Source organism: Microcoleus sp. Z1_A1, assembly GCF_036700305.1.
Taxonomy (GTDB): domain Bacteria; phylum Cyanobacteriota; class Cyanobacteriia; order Cyanobacteriales; family Microcoleaceae; genus Microcoleus.
Window position 1 is genome coordinate 143,607 of record NZ_JAUBOR010000004.1, and the last position, 17,761, is coordinate 161,367.

Genomic DNA, 17,761 nt, shown 5'->3' on the forward strand with positions numbered 1-17,761 from the left:
ACGGGCTCTCCGGCACGTTCCACAAAACTCAATTATATAGATGAATTACTTTCGCAAAAGCATCCACGAAATGTCTGGCTATGTGCCGGGAGAACAGCCACCGCTAGGCACAAAAATTATTAAATTAAATTCTAATGAAAATCCCTATCCGCCTTCTCCCAAAGCCTTAAAAGTGCTTGAGGAAATAGACGGAGAAATGCTGCGGCGCTATCCAGATCCAACGGGCAAAAGTTTCCGCATTGCTGCTAGTAAAGTTTTAGGAGTACCTGACGATTGGATTGCGGTAGGTAACGGCAGCGATGATTTATTAAACTTGATAGTTCGCGCTGTCGGCGAATCTGGGAAACAGATTGTTTGTCCCGCGCCTACCTATGTATTGTACCGCACTTTGGCAGAAATTCAAGAGGCAGAATTTGTCGAAGTTCCTTATCCCGACGACTACAAGTTACCAGTCGATTTATTAATAGCAGCCAGAGGGGCAGTAACCTTTGTAGCTTCGCCAAACAGCCCATCGGGAACAGCCCTATCTGTGGCAGATTTGGAGAAACTAGCTAAAGAGTTATCGGGCATTCTTGTCATCGACGAAGCTTATGTAGATTTCGCCGAAGAAAATGCTTTGAACTTGACAGAAACGTACAGTAATGTTATAGTTTTGAGAACGCTTTCAAAAGGTTATTCCCTCGCAGGATTGAGGCTGGGTTTGGCCATAGCAAATCCGGCGCTGCTGGCTGAATTAAATAAAATTAAAGACAGCTATAATGTAGATGTTTTAGCCTATGCAGTGGGGGCAGCGGCGATCGCAGATCAAGACCACAAAATAGCCAACGCCGAAAAAATTAAGGCTTCCAGAGCAAAACTAGCCGTTAGCTTCCAGGAATTAGGCTTTGAAGTTTGGCCCTCGCAAACCAACTTTTTGTTAGTTAGGCCACCAAACGGCGATGCAGAAAGAATTTATCAAACACTCAAAGTACGGGGAATATTGATTCGATACTTCAATCAGCCCCGATTAGAAGACAAATTGCGGATTAGTGTAGGTACGGAGGAACAGAATCAAATCTTAGTTAAAACTTTGAAAGAAATCCTATAAAGAGCGATCGCACTAAAATTAGTTTGTAGTGAGGAATGCCAGTCCTCAAAATTTTATGATACAGCACTTTCCAGGTAAGTGAAGTACAGAGAAACCGGGTTTCTTGAATAAAACCGGTTTCTGGCGAGAAATCCAGAAGAAACCCGGTTTCTGGGGTGTACTTTATAAACCTGGAATCCGCTGTATGAGGACTGGCATTCCTCACTACAAACAGCTTGATTACGGATAATTATTAGGATTGTCCGTCGCCAACCCTGCCGAACGAGCAATATCCAGCAATCTGTTATCCGCCGAAACAAAAATTAGTTGAGTTTCTGGTATGGATGTTAAAATATATTGAACGCGCAAAGCAGCCGCCAATTGCACAGCATCATAAGCCCGCAGTGGATGTTGCATCACCAATTCGGTGGCTGTTTCTATCAAAGTTTGATCGACATCTATGACTCGGTATTCATTTTCAAAATCCTCCCTAACTTTTTGCACAATTAAATCAAAACGCTCCGCAGACAAACTTCTATCCCGCAGACGGCGTGCAAAAGCGCTGTGTACCTCCACCCAAGTAATCTGGCTAATAGCTAAATGGTTATCTGTAGCAGGATCGGTAATCGATAAAATCCACTCACTGCCTTTTTCAGGCACGTATCGTTTGACTAAAGCGCTAGTATCCAGAAAATAAGCATTTACCACGGGCCACGATCCTCGATAACGATTTCTGAAATAGGCTTACCTGGTAGCGGTTCCATTTTTTGCATCAATTCGCGCCACTGCTGCGCGCGCTTGATTAATTCTGCCCGATCGAGCTTACCCTGTTTCTTTGGCAAACGCACCCCCTCTACAAGCATCTTAATCATCGACTTTTCGCGATCGCCCTTGAGTTCTTCCTGCGAAACTTCCGCTACAATTGTGATTTGCACAGTTTCCCCATCATTCAATGACAAAGGAATCAGGGGACGCAAAACCCCGTTTTCGTAGATAGCAGTAATAGTTTCTGGCATAATTAGCCTCTTAATTAAATGCTTTGACTTATTGTACTTCTTTTAGAGTTTTCAGTAGGGTGCGTCAATCGATTTTAGATTTTAGATTTTAGATTAAAGAATTGACTTGCGCGAGATAAATGCGGGGGCTTGAGGATTTTCGATTTTCGATTTTGGATTGATTCCACGGATAAATGCGGGGGCTTGTACCATCAAGAAATTATTGGTCAGTTGTGATTATTTTTGCTCCAAACAAACAATCTCGGAACTGACGCACCTGACAACAAATGGTGCGTCAGAATAATACTTTCGGCGCTGATTTAAAATCTCAAAACTGACGCACCCTACCACTGATATCATCAGTCATTCCCGATTCTTTAATCGAAAATCCAAAATCTAAAATCTAAAATCGTCTTACTTCGTTGCCACCACAGCCAAATTCCAAGCCAAGCGCTTCATCAAAGGCAACTTCTTCAAAAAGCTATCCCACTCTTCCAATCGAGAGTATTCCGGTTTCAATCTCTCTTGTTCAATGATAATCTTTTTCCAATAACGCTCCTCATTTGGATGCACTTTTTCTATCAAATAAAAGCGCAAAAAAATCCACAGCGATGTCAGCCAAAACGTATCGTAAGCCGTCTCGGAAAACAAAGATTGAACAATTTTCACAATATTAATATCCAAAGGACTTTCATCCTCCGTCCGCACCTCAGTCGCCATTCTGCGGTAAACATTAATCACGGGATTGTGCTTCATCGGGTCCCAAAAACAAGCTTTTCCCCCCGGTTTTAGCACGCGGTGCATTTCGCGAATTGCCTTTTCCGGTTCCGGCAAATGGTGCAGCAAATTAGAAGCGTAAACAATATCAAAACTCTTGTCCGGGAAATCCATCGCCATTGCATTTACAGTGCAGCCCTCTATTTTGACGCCGTTTTTCTCTGCCAATTTCAGAGCAACGTCTACCATGCCCTGGGAATAGTCGGCAGCCACACAATGCGCGCCTTTTTTAGCAAAATAAACGCTGTTTTCTCCCGCGCCGCAGCCTAAATCTAACAGGCGTTTGCCTGTAATATCGCCCATTTGCTGGACGATAAATCTATTTTCTGGGGCGGTACAAGCTTCAAAGTAATCATTGACTTGAATGCCGTCAATATCGATTGTGGATGCCCAAGCATCGTGGAATTGCCGCTCTTTTTTTAAGGTTTCGTCTTGCATTTTTCAAGATTTGGTTATTAGTAAAAAAAGTAATTTTAAACCGCAGATAAACCCGGATTAAGGCAGATTAATTGAGATTTATCTGCTTCGATCTGGGTTCGTCTGCGGTTGGTTTCAAGAAAAATGGCTGACAATAAATTTATCAGCGCTGTGCTTTTGCAACAACTTCATTTCTGATCAGATTTGGCTGTTCCGAGGATTTTTCAGCACTATGCTGCAATGCCTGATACAGGCGATTTAAAGCGCTGATGTATGCTTCTGCGGAGGCTACGATAATGTCGGTATTTGCTGAGTGACCGGAAAATACTTTGCCTTCGTGGCGCAAGCGAATTGTTACTTCGCCGATCGCATCAATTCCTGCTGTTACCGATTGTACAGAAAACTCGATCAACTCGTTGGGTACGTTTACCACCCGGTTAATTGCCCTGTAAATCGCATCCACAGGCCCAGTGCCGATCGCAGCATCGGTCAATTCTTCGCCCGCCGGATTCCGCACAGTGACAGTTGCTGTCGGGCGAGATTTGTCGCCGCAGGAAACCTGCACCAATTCTAACCGGAATAGTTCCGGTGCTTGGTGCACTTCGTTATTGGCGATCGCCTCTAAATCCCAATCAGTAATCTCTTTTTTCTTGTCAGCTAAATCTTTGAACTTGACAAAAGCCTTATTTAGCTCATCGTCGGCCATTTCAAAACCCAACTCTTTCAAGCGAGTCTGAAATGCGTGACGGCCGGATAATTTGCCCAAGACGATTTGATTTTCAGTCAAGCCGATCGACTCAGCGTCCATAATCTCGTATGTCCGCTTATTTTTCAGCACTCCGTCTTGGTGAATTCCCGACTCGTGAGCGAAAGCATTTGCCCCCACAATCGCCTTATTTGGCTGCACCAACATCCCCGTCAAATTGGAAACCAACCGCGAGGTTTTATAAATTTGGCGCGAGTCAATATTTGTCAGCGGTTCCTCAGAATCCGCAGGCCGGCCCAAGAACGGATTATAATATTGGCGCCGCACGTAAAGCGCCATTACCAACTCTTCGAGAGCTGCATTTCCCGCCCGTTCGCCAATCCCGTTAATCGTGCATTCTAACTGTCTGGCGCCATTTTTCACAGCTTCCAAAAAGTTAGCAACAGCCAATCCTAAGTCATTGTGACCGTGAACCGAAATAATTGCGCGATCGATATTCGGCACATTTTCCTTAATTCCGCGAATCAAAGCCCCAAACTCGCTCGGAGTCGTATAGCCGACAGTATCGGGAATATTAACAGTAGTCGCACCCGCTGCGATCGCCCGTTCTAGAACCTGATACAAAAACTCCGGTTCCGATCGACAAGCATCTTCCGGCGAAAACTCCACATCATCCACAAAAGACTTAGCGTAAGCCACCATTTCCGGCACTATTTCCAGAACCTCAGCCCGCGTCTTTTTCAGCTTATACTCCAAGTGAATATCGGACGTAGCCAGAAACGTATGAATTCGCGAATTTACGGCGGGTTTCAGAGCCTCGGCTGCTGTTTTAATATCCTCCTTTCTCGCCCTCGCTAAACCGCAAATTGTCGGCCCATTTTCTGTGCCAACCGATCGGGCTATTTTTTGGACTGCCTCGAAATCTCCCGTGCTGGTGAAAGGGAAACCCGCTTCAATCACATCTACGCCCAATCTCGCTAACTGGCGGGCGATCGTCAGCTTTTCATCCACATTCAGAGATGCACCCGGAGATTGTTCTCCGTCCCGCAAAGTCGTATCGAAAATAATAATCCGGTCTTGACTTGGTTGAGTTTTCATAGCTCTACAAAAGTGTTTTCCTGATTTTTACTTGTCCGTTTTTCTGGATTTTTAGCCTCCAGTCAGTCGATTTTAGATTTGAGATTTTAGATTTTAGATTTGAGATTTACTCCACAGATGAATCTGGGAACTTGAACCTTAGTCTAAAATTTTGGGCTACTGGTGGCTCCTATCGGAAAGCAAGTATGCGTTTTTTGGCGGGAGCACCAGTCCCGTGTTTCGCGCCAATAACGAATAATTAATAACCCATAACCCATAACCCATAACTGCTGACTAATAACTACTAACTAATGACTAATGACTAATGACTAATAACTACTAACTACTGACTAATAATCCATCTTCTCGATATGTTCCCTAATTTCATTTAGGTCTATATACCTATCTGTAGCATTTCGTAACTCTCTAGCAATCATTCCTTCGGTGGATACCACAGTAATATGAGTATTTTTCGAGCGGAGCAGCTCGATCGCCCGCTCAAAATCCCCATCCCCGCTAAACAGCACAACTTGGTCGTATTGATCCACGGTATTAAACATATCAACCACAATTTCTATGTCTAAATTAGCCTTTTGAGAATATCTGCCCGAAGCATCGTCGTAATATTCCTTAAGAATTTTAGTGCGAACCGTGTAACCTAGACTGATCAAAGCATCTCGAAATCCCCTTTGATCTTGGGGGTCTTTCAGACCCGTATACCAGAAAGCATTGATCAAGATGACATTCGGCTGCGAAGTTTTGAAATATTCGAGCACCCTGCGAGGATCAAAAAACCAACCGTTCTTTTGTTGAGCGTAGAACATATTGTTCCCGTCCACAAAAATAGAAAGGCGGTTCATTAAGTTTGTCATAGAAACTTAGACCTAATAATTGTAGAAAGAAGTTAATCTAAATATCACATTTTAGCAACATGGAGCTAACTGAGGCAATAGATTAGACTTCAGAAAACTCCATCTCCCCAGTATTTCATATTTTCGGCTCTACCGCCAGAGGGTTCTTTTAACCCTGCTTGCTTTTGAGCGAGGGGCCCTCACAAACTATACGCCTAGTAACTCAATACCGACTGCCGTGTCAAGGTTAAGGGCGTCTTCAAACTACCGCGCCCACCGCCCTACCGCCAAGCAGGCATACGCCCAGCGCATAGCAGTAGATGTTGCTCCCCTGATTTCATAGCGCAGACTACCTCCGCTCAAGCCTTTTTGCTTTCAAGAGCCCAGCGAGCTAACTCTGTCCGGTTGTGCAGACCTGTTTTGCCCAGCATATTGCTGACGTGGCTTTCGATAGTCCGCTGGCTGACATTCATCACGTCTGCGATCTGGCGGTTTGCCATACCCTGCGCTAGCAACTGTACCACCTTTAACTCAGTGGGAGTCAATTCGACATTGCGGCGCGCCTTAATTTTTGGGCCACTCTCCATACCGGGATTTGAGTGACGAATCAAGCGGGATGCTGCTTTCAGAGAAGATTCCACTTGGGCTACCAGTTCTTCTGGTTCAAAAGGCTTGACTATATAAACGTCAGCGCCCGTGCTCAAGCCTTTTACTCGGTCTGAACTTTGACCTTTTGCGGACAAGAAAAGAACCGGAATCCAGCTCGTGCGCGGGTCTTCTCTGATGTGTTTGACTAAAGTGTAGCCGTCCATTTCCGGCATCATCACGTCGCAGATCATCAAGTCGGGAACTTCTTGTTCTAGTTTTTCCAGAGCGTCTCTGCCGTTTTCTGCTGTAATGACGTTGTAACCCCGAAACTCCAAGTAGTCTTTGACCAGCAAGATCAAATTGGGGTCGTCGTCAACCAGCATCAGCCGTTTTTGTTCTCCTGAATTATTGTCCTTTGTCATGTTTATTCCCGCTAAAGTATCCCGCACACTTCCTTGTTTTCACTTCTGTTTTTTCGGTCAGTCCCCCGCCACCCGGCTGGGAGTGGAGGACGACGATCGACTGAAGGGATGGCGGTGAGGGAAAGCGGGGCGGGTATTACCGCTTTCCAACCTATAATCGACGGCTGTTTGTGAGTGTCTTACGACCTCGAACGCAGCCCAAACCTGTAATCGACGATCGCCCTGTCAAGATCAGCCTTGATTGATTGCAGATTCCCTAACAGAGCGCAAGTTAAATATTTAATCTCGATGGTTCAATTTCAGGTTAATGCCCCGGTTTTAAATGATACTTCTGATATAGAGAAATTTAAGCAGACTCCCTACTTACGTATTTAACTGTTTCTAGTGTAGTTTGGCAACCTCCTGAGTGTCTGCCACTGAGAATTTTTTGCACAAAATTTCTCAGTTCCTGCGATCGATTTTTTTTACTGTACCTTTTGAGAAACACAAGGAACACGGGAAGCGGCACCAGCAAGACAAGAACCTAACTACAGTTTTATTGAGCTGTAGCAGGTGCGATCGCCCGGACGCGAAACTGTCTCAATTTTTCACCCTTAACCTTAAATTTAACACTTTACCTATAACCCTGTACTTTAAACAGCGCTACACTTAAATGTTTGGCTGGGTCTCAGCAGGCACAGGCAAAGGATGAGTCAAGAAAGCGTATTCTTGAACCACCTTTGAGTTTAGGAGATGTTCCTGAATAATTCTCTCAATCACGGGTGGAGTAACGTCGCGATACCACACTCCGTCTGGATAGACTACCATAATCGGGCCAGACGCGCACACTCGCAGGCAATTGGCTTTCGTGCGAAAGACGCAGGTTGGTCGATCGGCACTTGGCTTGTCCAACCCCAATTCTTGCAAGCGTTTTTTTAAGTAATTCCACGCCTCCAGACTGGTTTGCCGATCGCAGCACTTGGGCACGGTTTGGTCGGCACAGATAAAAATATGCCGCTCGATTTGAGGGATTCCCAGGCTTTGGACGCAAGCGCTCAAGCCTTGGCTGCAAGATTCCATGTTATTTTCTGTCATTTTATTCATTCGTCAACAGTAATTGGTTAGCGGTCTAAAGTCATCACCACAGCCCCCACTCCCTCCCGTCTCAACGGTAGGTTTTTTACAATTCAGAAATTGAGGGCAAACAAGAGGCAAGTTTTAAAGGCATAACAAGTCGAAATCCGGGATTTTTCGCTTCTGGCTCTCTCCCCCTCTCCCTCTCTCTCCCCCTCTCCAACTCATTGTCGGTTCGGGAACCCGTACTGACAACTAAGTTGCGATCGCCCCTTTCTAGAGCTAAATTAGCACTCAGGAGTCGAGAGTGCTAATATGTCAGTTGTAAGTAGTCCGCTGTTGCTTTCATCGTGACCCCTGACGACTGACTCACGACAATCTGTAATCTGGAGATTTATTTATGGCAGCAGTATCACTGAGTGTTTCTACCGTTAAACCGTTAGGCGAGCGCGTGTTCGTAAAAGTAAGCGCTAGCGAAGAAAAAACCGCCGGCGGCATCCTTCTGCCCGACACAGCTAAGGAAAAGCCCCAAGTAGGCGAAGTCGCGGCCGTGGGCCCCGGCAAGCGCAATGACGATGGCACCCGCATTGAAATGGAAGTCAAAGTCGGCGACAAAGTTCTCTACTCGAAGTACGCCGGCACCGACATCAAACTCGGCACAGACGAATACGTCTTGCTTGCAGAAAAAGACATTCTGGCGATCGTTAACTAATTAATCATTAGTCATCAGTCCTTAGTCATCAGTCATTAGTTTAAAGCGAACGCCGCCAAACAACTAATGACACGGGACAAATGACTAAAATCCATCATCCCCAATCCAAAATCTCAAACCCTCTCATCCCCAAAAACTATGGCTAAGCGTATCATCTACAACGAAAATGCACGTCGCGCCCTCGAACGCGGTATGGACATTTTGGCCGAAGCAGTGGCCGTAACCCTCGGCCCCAAAGGCCGTAACGTGGTTCTCGAAAAGAAATTCGGAGCTCCTCAGATCGTCAATGACGGTGTTACCATCGCCAAAGAAATCGAACTAGAAGACCACGTAGAAAATACAGGCGTTGCCCTGATCCGTCAAGCAGCTTCCAAAACCAACGACGCAGCAGGCGACGGTACCACAACAGCTACCGTTTTGGCTCACGCCATGGTCAAAGAAGGTCTGCGTAACGTAGCAGCCGGCGCAAATGCGATCGCCCTCAAGCGCGGTGTTGACAAAGCAACCACGTTTTTGGTAGAAAAAATTGCCGAACACGCCAAACAAGTAGAAGATTCCAAAGCCATCGCTCAAGTCGGCTCCATCTCTGCTGGTAACGACGATGAAGTCGGCCAAATGATTGCCAACGCAATGGACAAGGTGGGCAAGGAAGGCGTGATTTCCCTGGAAGAAGGGAAGTCTATGACCACCGAATTGGAAATCACCGAAGGGATGCGCTTCGACAAAGGCTACATTTCTCCCTACTTCGTCACCGACACCGAACGGATGGAAGCGATTCTCGAAGAACCGTTCATCTTGCTGACAGACAAGAAAATTGCTCTGGTACAAGATTTAGTACCTGTGCTCGAACAAGTAGCTCGTTCCGGCCGCCCGCTGTTGATCATTGCAGAAGACATTGAGAAAGAAGCTCTAGCTACCCTCGTTGTCAACAAACTGCGCGGTGTGTTGAATGTGACTGCTGTTAAAGCACCCGGTTTTGGCGATCGGCGCAAAGCCATGTTAGAAGATATCGCCGTATTGACCGGCGGTCAACTAATCACCGAAGATGCCGGTTTGAAACTGGAAAACACCAAGCTCGACATGATCGGCAAAGCTCGCCGCATCACCATCACCAAAGACAGCACCACAATTGTTGCCGAAGGTAACGAAGCCGCCGTTAAGTCCCGCTGCGAACAAATTCGCCGTCAAATGGACGAAACCGAGTCTTCCTACGACAAAGAAAAGCTGCAAGAACGTTTAGCCAAATTGGCTGGCGGCGTCGCAGTCATCAAAGTCGGCGCGGCTACCGAAACAGAAATGAAGGATCGCAAACTGCGTTTGGAAGATGCGATCAACGCAACCAAAGCTGCTGTAGAAGAAGGAATTGTTCCTGGTGGCGGTACAACTTTGGCTCACCTGACTCCTCAATTGGAAGAGTGGGCTAATAGCAATCTGAAGGGCGAAGAATTGACCGGTGCATTGATTGTGGCACGGGCTCTGGCTGCTCCTCTGAAGCGGATTGCTGAAAATGCTGGTTTGAATGGCGCTGTGATTGCTGAGCGCGTCAAAGAAAAGCCGTTCAACGTCGGTTTCAACGCAGCGACAAATGAGTTTGTCGATATGTTTGAAGCTGGAATTGTTGACCCTGCGAAGGTGACTCGTTCTGCTCTGCAAAATGCCGCATCTATTGCTGGTATGGTGCTGACAACCGAGTGCATCGTCGTTGACAAGCCTGAACCGAAGGATGGCGCTGCTGCTGCTGGCGCTGGCGGCGGCATGGGCGGCGGCGACTTCGATTACTAATTAATCGATCGTTTGATGGGGCGGGCTTTAGGGCCCGCCCTGTTATTTTGATAATTGTTACAGAACGGAACGTGATAGTTTCTCATCATTCCGCTCCTCAATAATTCCACATATTGAGAACCCAGGAAATTCTTGACATTTTCAACCAGAAGTTTTAGGATAGAACCAAAGCAATAATTAAACACAATACTGTAACCCTTGCCGGGGCGGATCACCGCCTCGGCTTTTTGGGTTTTTATGGCTTTATTGCGATATCTTTTCGCTAAGTTTGGCTTGCTTTCCCGCTGGGAAAAAAATTTTCAAACTTCTCCGGTCGGAAGTCACAATCGTCAAGATAAAGCCCTGGGTACTGTGGGTGGAATGGGTCACGTTAAAACCGCAGGTCATAACCCAATGGCCAAACCCTGCGTTCAATTTAATTAAAAATTCAGGAATGCTAAAATGAACTTGCCAACTGCTGAACAAGGCATCAGATGTGTCATACTATGTCAATCCTTAACCAATACATTCACCCCTGTTTTCATTGTCCGCCTAGACGAGCGAACAGGTCATCTATTTATATTGGCAGGAGATAATATAGAGATAGAAATCTATCGCAATGGTTTGTGGAGGTTTTTGTGAGCGAGCCTGAATTTAATAGGATGACTAAAATAGAGCTAAGAGCTTATGTCATTGCTCACCCCAATGATAGAACAGCGTTTCATGCCTTTGTTGACCGTTTTACCTCTGAAGCCTCAACCAAGACGTTTGACCTCCCGAAATCAAGTGCTGAAGTTGAGGAAGTTGATATCTTGGTTAGACAAAAATTAGAGCAACTGAAGACGAGTTAGCTCTAAAAAAGCGATCGCCCCTTGCCTGAAATGGTGAGGGATTTTTTTTTCTGCGATACAATCAAGACAGCACTTAAAAAGCGTGATTTAAACATGGTAACAAGCTTAAATGTATTGCAATCCCAACCATCTAGCCAATGGAAAGTGACACTCCTGTTAGAAACTCTCTCATCAGGACAGGTTTCTGCTTCTGTTTTCGAGTTTCCGCACTGTCGAGTTGAAGCAGCAACTCGGGAAGAAGCCATTACCCAACTTCAAACCACTTTGTTAGAAAGACTTAAGCATATTGAAGCTATTTCCTGGGAAGTACCGATTCAGGCTTCAGAACCCACCTGGATGCAATTTGCGGGTGTGTTTAAAGACGATCCAGATTTTCAGGAAATTATGGACGAGATTCGTGCCGAACGTACCTCTGACGATGACTCTGAAATCGAGCCCTCATACTACCTGTAGAGGTGATTTATAGGATAGTAAGCTAACATGAATCTATCATTTAAAGATTTAAGGTTTATTATAGAAGCCATTGAACATCAAATCAATGCCTATCAAGAACGTTTGCAAGTAATTGAAGATGTAGATGAGGATGAGGCTGCCGATCTAGGGAACGATCTTGAATTTTTAGAGCTTCTCCACGCAGACATGACGACAACTTTAGATCAGAATACCAAACCTTTAAGTTCTGATGATAGTTTTTCGCCCTATCGAAATGATAATTATTCGGAAAATCCACAAGATTTATCTTTTCAAGAATTAGTAAAATTAACGCTTAAATTGTCAGTTAGCGAGCGGTTATTTCTAGTAGAGGCTATTACCTCGTCTGTGCGTCAGGAAGTCACTATCAGCCAATAATCAGCCAATTATAGCATCTTTAGAAGTTTGTTATGATGATATTTTGATTATAGCAACCGCCATGAAACTTTACCACACTCCCATTTCCGCCAACTCACGCCGCGTCTGGGTCGCCCTCTTAGAAAAAAACCTCGACTTTGAATTAGTAGAAATCCACTTGGACGGCGATCACTTGCAGTCTGAATTTGTGGCAATGAATCCTTTTCACCGCATCCCTGTTTTGGTCGATGATGACTTCACTGTCGTCGAGTCTCTAGCAATTCTTGACTATCTAGAAGCGAAGTATCCAGAACCGGCAATGCTACCGAAAGATCCGCAAGATTTGGCAGTTGTGAAAATGGTAGAATTGGTCACGGTTAACGAACTTGCGCCGGCACTTTACCCCCTCAGCAGTGAAAAAATGGGCTGGGGAACTCCTGAACCTCAAGTAATAGAAAAGGCTAAGGAAAAAGTCAATACTGTGCTGACATTTTTTGAAGGTTTGTTGGACGATCGCCCTTTTTTCGCTAGCAACACTGTTACCTTTGCCGAGTGCGTTGCCGGCACCGTCGTGCCCTTGCTATCTTGGGTTGGTGTGTCCCTAGACGGTTATCCAAAAATTCAAGCTTGGTGCGATCGACTGCTTGCCCGCCCCTCATGGCAGCAAACTCAATTCACCGAGGCAGATTTGGCGGCTTTCGCATCTCGGAGACAAAAGTTTCTCGCACAATCTCAAGCCTGATGAACCCATCAATTGTCAAGCGAGCGCTCTTTTTCCTAGCTGTTATCGCCTGCATCCAAATTCCCATCGCAGCAATGGGGCAGCCCGCCGCCCGATCGAACTACGAAGCAATTAACGCTAAACAGTTCCTGGGCGATCGCAAAATTACCGTCTCCAACCCCAAAGATATCGCAGCAAAACTCTGACTCGCGACAGAAATAAGTTATTCCTGGGTAAGTCATCGAAGCAATCTGGGTTCCGCGTTGTTCGCTTGCTGCGCGACAATCTTAAAACTATTTTCGGTGTCGATCGCTCTTTTTGACTAAAAGAGCGATCGAACTCACAAGTTTACTTGCACATGATCAAATTTCCAGCAGAGATGAATCCCGCCGCAGGAGCTGAAATCTCAACCCAATTCCGGTTTTCTCCATTCTTATCTTTCACTAACTGGAAATTCGGTACAAGCGTTACTTGACCGTTAGCCGGTACACCACCTTTAACCGCAGCAGTCCTTGAAGGCTCAGTACGGATAGCTAGACCCCTCGGCGCTACGCGAGGTTCTACTTGGCGGCACAGACTTACGGGGCCCGTTGCAGGTGCTGGTGCAGGCGCAGGCGCAGGCGCAGGTGCTGGCGCTGGTGCTGGTGCGGGTGCGGGTGCTGGTGCGGGTGCTGGCGCTGGTGCTGGTGCTGGTGCTGGTGCTGGCGCTGGCGCTGGTGCTGGTGCGGGTGCGGGTGCGGGTGCTGGTGCGGGTGCGGGTGCTGGTGCGGGTGCGGGTGCTGGCGCGGGTGCTGGCGCGGGTGCTGGTGCGGGCGCTGGTGCAGGTGCGGGTGCTGGTGCGGGCGCTGGTGCAGGTGCGGGTGCGGGTGCGGGTGCAGGTGCAGGAGTTTGACTAATTGTGCACGAACCTAAATTACTTTCGTCGTTGGGATATCCGCTAGCTACATACCCTGTGACGGGAGCGGTAATTTGAATCCAGAGGCGACCGTCGGAGGCTTTAACAGAAGTAGCGCCTTGGGACAGCGTTACCTGAGTGTTAAGTCCTACCCCGCCCACTCTAGGGGATTTTGGGTCTGGGCTCTGGCGAACGGTCAAACCTTCTTTGGGAGTGACTTTGCGACAAAGGTTGCCAGCCTGGGCTATTTGAAAGGTGGCGCTATCTTCAAAGGAAATATTTTCAGCATCTTGACTGACAGTGGATGTTGATGGGGCGGCAACAACGATCGCATTTGCCTGCAAACTTCCGGTTGCGATCGCGATCGCGCCCAGCAATGCAGCGGGTTTATTCCAGCAATTCAAGTTTTTCATCCGTTCAAATCCTCACTTAACCACAATCATTATCTTAATTGCAGGTCAATATAGCAAAAAAATCGATTTGTCTTCCACAAAAAAGCTTTATGTAACTTTTTTTTACCGCAAGTCAAGTTTAATTTATATAATTTAATGTTTGGTGAGTTGAGCGAAGACACATAAAGCTGCTACGCCTATAAATTGCTCATTATGCCACAGTGGGGGAGGGGGAGAAGGTGGAAGTGTCCGAGTCTGGGAATGGCAGAGGGGAAAAGTAAACAGCGCCAATCGCTAGCATTGACCCGATGGCGGGCATCAACTTGATAAAATCTTCCAAAACGGAAACTTATCGGCTTGAGGCACAGTTGTGTTTTTGTGGCTAAAGCCGCCCCGCCATCAGCGACAGTTGCTGTAGCTGTTTCCAAACGGTTTTGTTCCTGTGGAGACAACCAGCACAAAACCTCCGAACAAAAGCAGCCCGCTCAAATCAGAAACCAAATTTTTGCGCCAATTCTGATTTAATTATATTGCTATAGCAACCGCGCTCGATGTTTATGATGTTTTCACTTGCTAAAACTAATGCGGTAGATTCCTTCGGAATGGGATCATATTAATGATAATAGGAAAAATCTTTTTTTCGCAGGGCGATCGGGATGATCGCACGCACCAGGAGAGGAAAATCCAAACTAATATCCTTCCTTCTTCCTTATTTCCCAAATAACTAAAGCCTTCTGTCTTCCAGATTTAAAGCTTTCTTCCTTCTGCTATATAATGACCAAAGCGTTAAATATTTCTCCAGTGACAAAAACTACTAACAAAAAAGACGGAAAATCCTCTAACTATCCCTTTGACGGTCTATCTTTAGACGATCGCAATCCCGAATTCATTCAGCTTTTGTTGCCAATCTGGGAATGGCTGTACCGCTACTATTTTCGCGTACAAAGCGACGGCTGGCACCACGTCCCGGCGAGCGGAAAAATGCTCGTTGTCGGTTCTCACAACGGGGGACTCGCTGCTCCAGATATGTTTATGTTCCTATACGAATGGTTCCGCAGGTACGGTACGGAACGCTTGGCCTACGGATTGATGCACCCCACGGTTTGGCAAGTTTCTCCTGATGTTGCTAGCATGGCGGTTCAGTGTGGAGCCCTCAAGGCGCATCCGAAAATGGCGATCGCAGCTTTACGCAAAAATGCCCCAGTTCTCGTCTATCCGGGCGGCGCCCAAGATGTTTTTCGTCCCCACCACTTGCGCGATCGAATCTACTTTGCGGGACGCAAGGGATTTATCAAATTAGCATTGCGAGAAGAAGTGCCAATTTTACCAATTATATCGCACGGTGCTCACGATACTTTGATAGTTTTGGCAGATTTGTACGAACAAGCAAAGCAATTGCATGAATTGGGAATGCCGTGGCTATTTGGCATCGATCCGGTGGTATTGCCGGTGTATTTGGGATTGCCTTGGGGATTGAGTATTGGGCCTTTGCCAAACCTACCTTTACCTGTGCAAATTCGGACTCGCGTGTGCGAACCGATTGTATTTGAGAGGTATGGTTCGGAGGCGGCGCGCGATCGCGATTATGTTGATGCTTGTTTCGATCGAGTTACCGCCCAAATGCAAGAACAATTAGATTGTTTGGTTGGCAAGTGACAATTGCAAAACTCTATATTATTCTCTGCCGCAGAAACCGATTTTTTTTACGACAATATAGCGTGAATCGCGAGGGACATGGGTAAAAAAACTGGTTTCTTGACTCTTGTGGGTGAGTCGTGACTGCAAACCTTTTTTGAAATAAATCTAATGATTTATTTCAAAAACCGAGAATTGCGGTACTAAATCGGATTTTACCTATCTTAATTACGTGAAATACCCGAAAACCGCAGTCGCCAAAGTGATACTTTTTATCATGCAGGTTGTCGCGGACATCATATCAGGTTAAATCAACGCAGATGAATAGGATTTCATCTGCCTTTATCTTCCTTACTCGGCGGGGAAAAAATAGAATTGGCAAAACTAACCTGATTCTGTATAAACTCTCGATCTTAATTCTGCCTTCTGCCGAACAGTGAGTAATTGCCCGATCGCCTTCAGCGCAATACTGGGAGAAAAAAGTACAGCCGGCGACTCAATCATGTGCACAACTTCCACAAATGCTTGACAAACTTTAGCATCTCCGACGAGCACTTTTAACACCAAATCCATGTAATCAATTGTCAGCCTCGTAGCGAGGTTTAGTTTTGCACCTGTACTTCCCCGATAGCGAGAGTCCTGACTGATGGCAAATGTCCAAGGAATTGTATGTAATTTTGCTAATTTTTTTTGAAATTGTCGAGAGAAACCTTTTAAATTGCCCTGCAGATAGCGCTGCCGCTGCTTTTGGAGGCATTCATCTAACATCTGAGCATCCAGTGCAGCAACCGTTATTCCGTGTCCGTATATCGGGTTAAAAGCGCAAACTGCATGACCGATAATTATTAAGTTTTCAGGATAACGACGGAGGCGCTCGTAGTGGCGCCAACGATTTTCTGTACCTCGATAGCTATAAACTGGTGTGATGGCTTCTGCGTCTTTAATCGCATGATAAATTGTCGGGGTTGGCAAAGTGCGGGCAAATTCTAGAAAGCCTGCTTCGTCTGTGGGGGGATAATCGCGATCGCCCCCGTCGAGAGTCACCAGCCAGCGATTGCCTTCGATCGGAAAAATTGCACCGCCACGAGTGCGAACTGGCGGGGCTAGTGACACAAATACTGGCGCTGTTTCTGACAATTTACCGCTGCATTTATAGATGCGGGTGGCATAGCCGACAAAAGCATTGATAACGGTTTCTTGCGGAGGTTCATAGCCCAAACTTTTCAACCATTTAGGTGTTTTGGAAACTTTGCCACCAGCATCGACTACTAAATCTGCATACAAATTCTCTGTATGGATGTTACTAGGGTTGTGACGATCGCGAAAACGCACCGACACGCCAGCAACCTCCGCACGCGAGGCATTAGCCAGCAACCCCGTTACTGTGCCTCCTTGGAGGAAATGCACGTTCGTATTTTCAGCCAAGCGGCGGCGAATTTGCCAATCAAGTAAATCCCGACTGAACAAAATTAAATCATTTAGATCCGGGCTAAAGTGCGGGGCCCAACCCGCCGGACTAAACCACCCGATCGACCTCGGATCTAAACTACGAGCACCAGCAGCTACCAGTTCGTTTTCCAAGCCGGGAAAAAACTCTTCTAGGATGATTCTCCCGCGATTTAAAAGGATGTGAAGGTGACGAGATTGAGGAATCCCAGGGCGAGGTGCGGGTTTTTCTGGAAAAAAATCTCGTTCAACAATACTTACTCTGTCGAAGTGTTTTGCTAATACTCTAGAGGCAAACAGTCCTGCTAAACTGCCGCCAATAATAATTGCATGACTTTCTCGCTGCACTATCGAATTCCTTCAAAGCTAATTTGCTATGGCATGGGTAGATGAATTGTGAACAATTTGTCTGGGCTCCTGTACCAACTCTTAATATCGATCGACCACAGATTCTCCTCGGCGATTATTTTCATCAGACTTACATAGCACAAATAGCCCTAAATAAACAGCCGGCCGCAGACATATTTCTACACTTCCAACTGTAGGGGGATGCTTTAGCTCGACAATA

20 protein-coding genes are annotated in these 17,761 nt (G+C 46.3%); 10 read left to right on the top strand and 10 right to left on the bottom strand.

Annotated features, from left to right (window positions below):
* The first annotated feature begins 40 nt into the window (after positions 1-40).
* Positions 41-1,087: a histidinol-phosphate transaminase gene (hisC, locus tag QT973_RS04145; RefSeq protein ID WP_333209728.1), complete on the top strand. Its 1,047-nt coding sequence runs from the start codon at positions 41-43 to the stop codon at positions 1,085-1,087.
* A gap of 219 nt (positions 1,088-1,306) precedes the next feature.
* Here the strand turns inward: hisC and QT973_RS04150 are convergent, their stop codons facing one another.
* From QT973_RS04150 to QT973_RS04180, 7 genes are all read right to left on the bottom strand, one after another.
* Positions 1,307-1,774, bottom strand: a complete 468-nt coding sequence (locus tag QT973_RS04150) for a type II toxin-antitoxin system VapC family toxin (RefSeq protein WP_333053015.1) — start codon at positions 1,772-1,774, stop codon at positions 1,307-1,309.
* Positions 1,768-2,082, bottom strand: coding sequence for an antitoxin family protein (locus tag QT973_RS04155; protein WP_333053013.1), 315 nt, complete (start codon positions 2,080-2,082; stop codon positions 1,768-1,770). The genes QT973_RS04150 and QT973_RS04155 overlap by 7 nt, the downstream gene beginning before the upstream one ends.
* A gap of 393 nt (positions 2,083-2,475) precedes the next feature.
* A complete protein-coding gene (locus QT973_RS04160) occupies positions 2,476-3,276 on the bottom strand; it encodes a class I SAM-dependent methyltransferase (RefSeq protein ID WP_333053011.1) in 801 nt (266 codons plus the stop codon).
* A 142-nt stretch (positions 3,277-3,418) separates the two neighbouring features.
* Positions 3,419-5,059, bottom strand: a complete 1,641-nt coding sequence (locus tag QT973_RS04165) for a 2-isopropylmalate synthase (RefSeq protein WP_333053009.1) — start codon at positions 5,057-5,059, stop codon at positions 3,419-3,421.
* 329 nt (positions 5,060-5,388) lie between these two features.
* Positions 5,389-5,910, bottom strand: coding sequence for a LabA-like NYN domain-containing protein (locus QT973_RS04170; RefSeq protein WP_006633075.1), 522 nt, complete (start codon positions 5,908-5,910; stop codon positions 5,389-5,391).
* 338 nt (positions 5,911-6,248) lie between these two features.
* On the bottom strand, positions 6,249-6,899 hold the full coding sequence (locus QT973_RS04175; protein WP_015174512.1) for a response regulator transcription factor: 651 nt from the start codon (positions 6,897-6,899) through the stop codon (positions 6,249-6,251).
* 648 nt (positions 6,900-7,547) lie between these two features.
* The gene (locus QT973_RS04180) at positions 7,548-7,973 is read right to left on the bottom strand and encodes a ferredoxin (protein WP_333209731.1); all 426 of its coding nucleotides are present in this window, start codon (positions 7,971-7,973) and stop codon (positions 7,548-7,550) included.
* 379 nt (positions 7,974-8,352) lie between these two features.
* Between QT973_RS04180 and groES the strand changes: the two genes are divergently transcribed.
* From groES to QT973_RS04215, 8 genes are all read left to right on the top strand, one after another.
* Complete coding sequence (gene groES, locus QT973_RS04185) at positions 8,353-8,664, top strand: co-chaperone GroES (protein ID WP_332945088.1); 312 nt, start codon at positions 8,353-8,355, stop codon at positions 8,662-8,664.
* Positions 8,665-8,802: 138 nt separating this feature from the next.
* Entirely contained in the window at positions 8,803-10,446 is a 1,644-nt protein-coding gene (gene groL / locus QT973_RS04190; RefSeq protein ID WP_333313600.1) for a chaperonin GroEL, read from the top strand.
* Between the two features lie 441 nt (positions 10,447-10,887).
* Positions 10,888-11,067, top strand: coding sequence for a DUF6888 family protein (locus QT973_RS27005; RefSeq protein WP_442923273.1), 180 nt, complete (start codon positions 10,888-10,890; stop codon positions 11,065-11,067).
* Positions 11,064-11,276 carry a DUF6887 family protein gene (locus tag QT973_RS04195; protein ID WP_333092181.1) on the top strand — a complete coding sequence of 71 codons (213 nt, stop codon included), beginning with the start codon at positions 11,064-11,066 and terminating at the stop codon, positions 11,274-11,276. The genes QT973_RS27005 and QT973_RS04195 overlap by 4 nt, the downstream gene beginning before the upstream one ends.
* 93 nt (positions 11,277-11,369) lie before the next feature.
* Positions 11,370-11,729 (top strand): hypothetical protein, encoded by a 360-nt coding sequence (locus tag QT973_RS04200; protein ID WP_333053003.1) that lies wholly within the window; start codon positions 11,370-11,372, stop codon positions 11,727-11,729.
* A 27-nt stretch (positions 11,730-11,756) separates the two neighbouring features.
* The gene (locus QT973_RS04205; protein ID WP_333053002.1) at positions 11,757-12,125 is read left to right on the top strand and encodes a hypothetical protein; all 369 of its coding nucleotides are present in this window, start codon (positions 11,757-11,759) and stop codon (positions 12,123-12,125) included.
* A gap of 61 nt (positions 12,126-12,186) precedes the next feature.
* Entirely contained in the window at positions 12,187-12,846 is a 660-nt protein-coding gene (locus QT973_RS04210) for a glutathione S-transferase family protein (RefSeq protein ID WP_333274980.1), read from the top strand.
* A complete protein-coding gene (locus QT973_RS04215) occupies positions 12,846-13,031 on the top strand; it encodes a hypothetical protein (protein WP_333232042.1) in 186 nt (61 codons plus the stop codon). The genes QT973_RS04210 and QT973_RS04215 overlap by 1 nt, the downstream gene beginning before the upstream one ends.
* A 142-nt stretch (positions 13,032-13,173) precedes the next feature.
* Here QT973_RS04215 and QT973_RS04220 read toward each other — a convergent pair whose 3' ends face one another.
* Positions 13,174-14,133, bottom strand: a complete 960-nt coding sequence (locus QT973_RS04220) for an SH3 domain-containing protein (protein ID WP_333052998.1) — start codon at positions 14,131-14,133, stop codon at positions 13,174-13,176.
* 176 nt (positions 14,134-14,309) lie between these two features.
* Entirely contained in the window at positions 14,310-14,564 is a 255-nt protein-coding gene (locus tag QT973_RS04225) for a hypothetical protein (protein WP_333052997.1), read from the bottom strand.
* Positions 14,565-14,886: 322 nt separating this feature from the next.
* On the opposite strand from QT973_RS04225, the gene QT973_RS04230 reads away from it, so the two are divergent.
* The gene (locus tag QT973_RS04230; RefSeq protein WP_333390685.1) at positions 14,887-15,768 is read left to right on the top strand and encodes a glycerol acyltransferase; all 882 of its coding nucleotides are present in this window, start codon (positions 14,887-14,889) and stop codon (positions 15,766-15,768) included.
* Between the two features lie 363 nt (positions 15,769-16,131).
* Here QT973_RS04230 and QT973_RS04235 read toward each other — a convergent pair whose 3' ends face one another.
* A complete protein-coding gene (locus tag QT973_RS04235; RefSeq protein ID WP_333390688.1) occupies positions 16,132-17,541 on the bottom strand; it encodes a 2-polyprenyl-6-methoxyphenol hydroxylase-like oxidoreductase in 1,410 nt (469 codons plus the stop codon).
* Positions 17,542-17,761: the final 220 nt, after the last annotated feature.

What these genes read in the sequence shown, in the direction of transcription:
- QT973_RS04215 (WP_333232042.1), top strand. Translation starts at nt 12,846, where the DNA reads ATGAACCCATCAATTGTCAAGCGAGCGCTCTTTTTCCTAGCTGTTATC.
- QT973_RS04220 (WP_333052998.1), bottom strand. Translation starts at nt 14,133, where the DNA reads ATGAAAAACTTGAATTGCTGGAATAAACCCGCTGCATTGCTGGGCGCG.
- hisC (WP_333209728.1), top strand. Translation starts at nt 41, where the DNA reads ATGAATTACTTTCGCAAAAGCATCCACGAAATGTCTGGCTATGTGCCG.
- groES (WP_332945088.1), top strand. Translation starts at nt 8,353, where the DNA reads ATGGCAGCAGTATCACTGAGTGTTTCTACCGTTAAACCGTTAGGCGAG.
- QT973_RS27005 (WP_442923273.1), top strand. Translation starts at nt 10,888, where the DNA reads ATGAACTTGCCAACTGCTGAACAAGGCATCAGATGTGTCATACTATGT.
- QT973_RS04200 (WP_333053003.1), top strand. Translation starts at nt 11,370, where the DNA reads ATGGTAACAAGCTTAAATGTATTGCAATCCCAACCATCTAGCCAATGG.
- QT973_RS04210 (WP_333274980.1), top strand. Translation starts at nt 12,187, where the DNA reads ATGAAACTTTACCACACTCCCATTTCCGCCAACTCACGCCGCGTCTGG.
- QT973_RS04170 (WP_006633075.1), bottom strand. Translation starts at nt 5,910, where the DNA reads ATGACAAACTTAATGAACCGCCTTTCTATTTTTGTGGACGGGAACAAT.
- QT973_RS04230 (WP_333390685.1), top strand. Translation starts at nt 14,887, where the DNA reads ATGACCAAAGCGTTAAATATTTCTCCAGTGACAAAAACTACTAACAAA.
- QT973_RS04180 (WP_333209731.1), bottom strand. Translation starts at nt 7,973, where the DNA reads ATGACAGAAAATAACATGGAATCTTGCAGCCAAGGCTTGAGCGCTTGC.
- QT973_RS04205 (WP_333053002.1), top strand. Translation starts at nt 11,757, where the DNA reads ATGAATCTATCATTTAAAGATTTAAGGTTTATTATAGAAGCCATTGAA.
- QT973_RS04175 (WP_015174512.1), bottom strand. Translation starts at nt 6,899, where the DNA reads ATGACAAAGGACAATAATTCAGGAGAACAAAAACGGCTGATGCTGGTT.
- groL (WP_333313600.1), top strand. Translation starts at nt 8,803, where the DNA reads ATGGCTAAGCGTATCATCTACAACGAAAATGCACGTCGCGCCCTCGAA.
- QT973_RS04165 (WP_333053009.1), bottom strand. Translation starts at nt 5,059, where the DNA reads ATGAAAACTCAACCAAGTCAAGACCGGATTATTATTTTCGATACGACT.
- QT973_RS04155 (WP_333053013.1), bottom strand. Translation starts at nt 2,082, where the DNA reads ATGCCAGAAACTATTACTGCTATCTACGAAAACGGGGTTTTGCGTCCC.
- QT973_RS04160 (WP_333053011.1), bottom strand. Translation starts at nt 3,276, where the DNA reads ATGCAAGACGAAACCTTAAAAAAAGAGCGGCAATTCCACGATGCTTGG.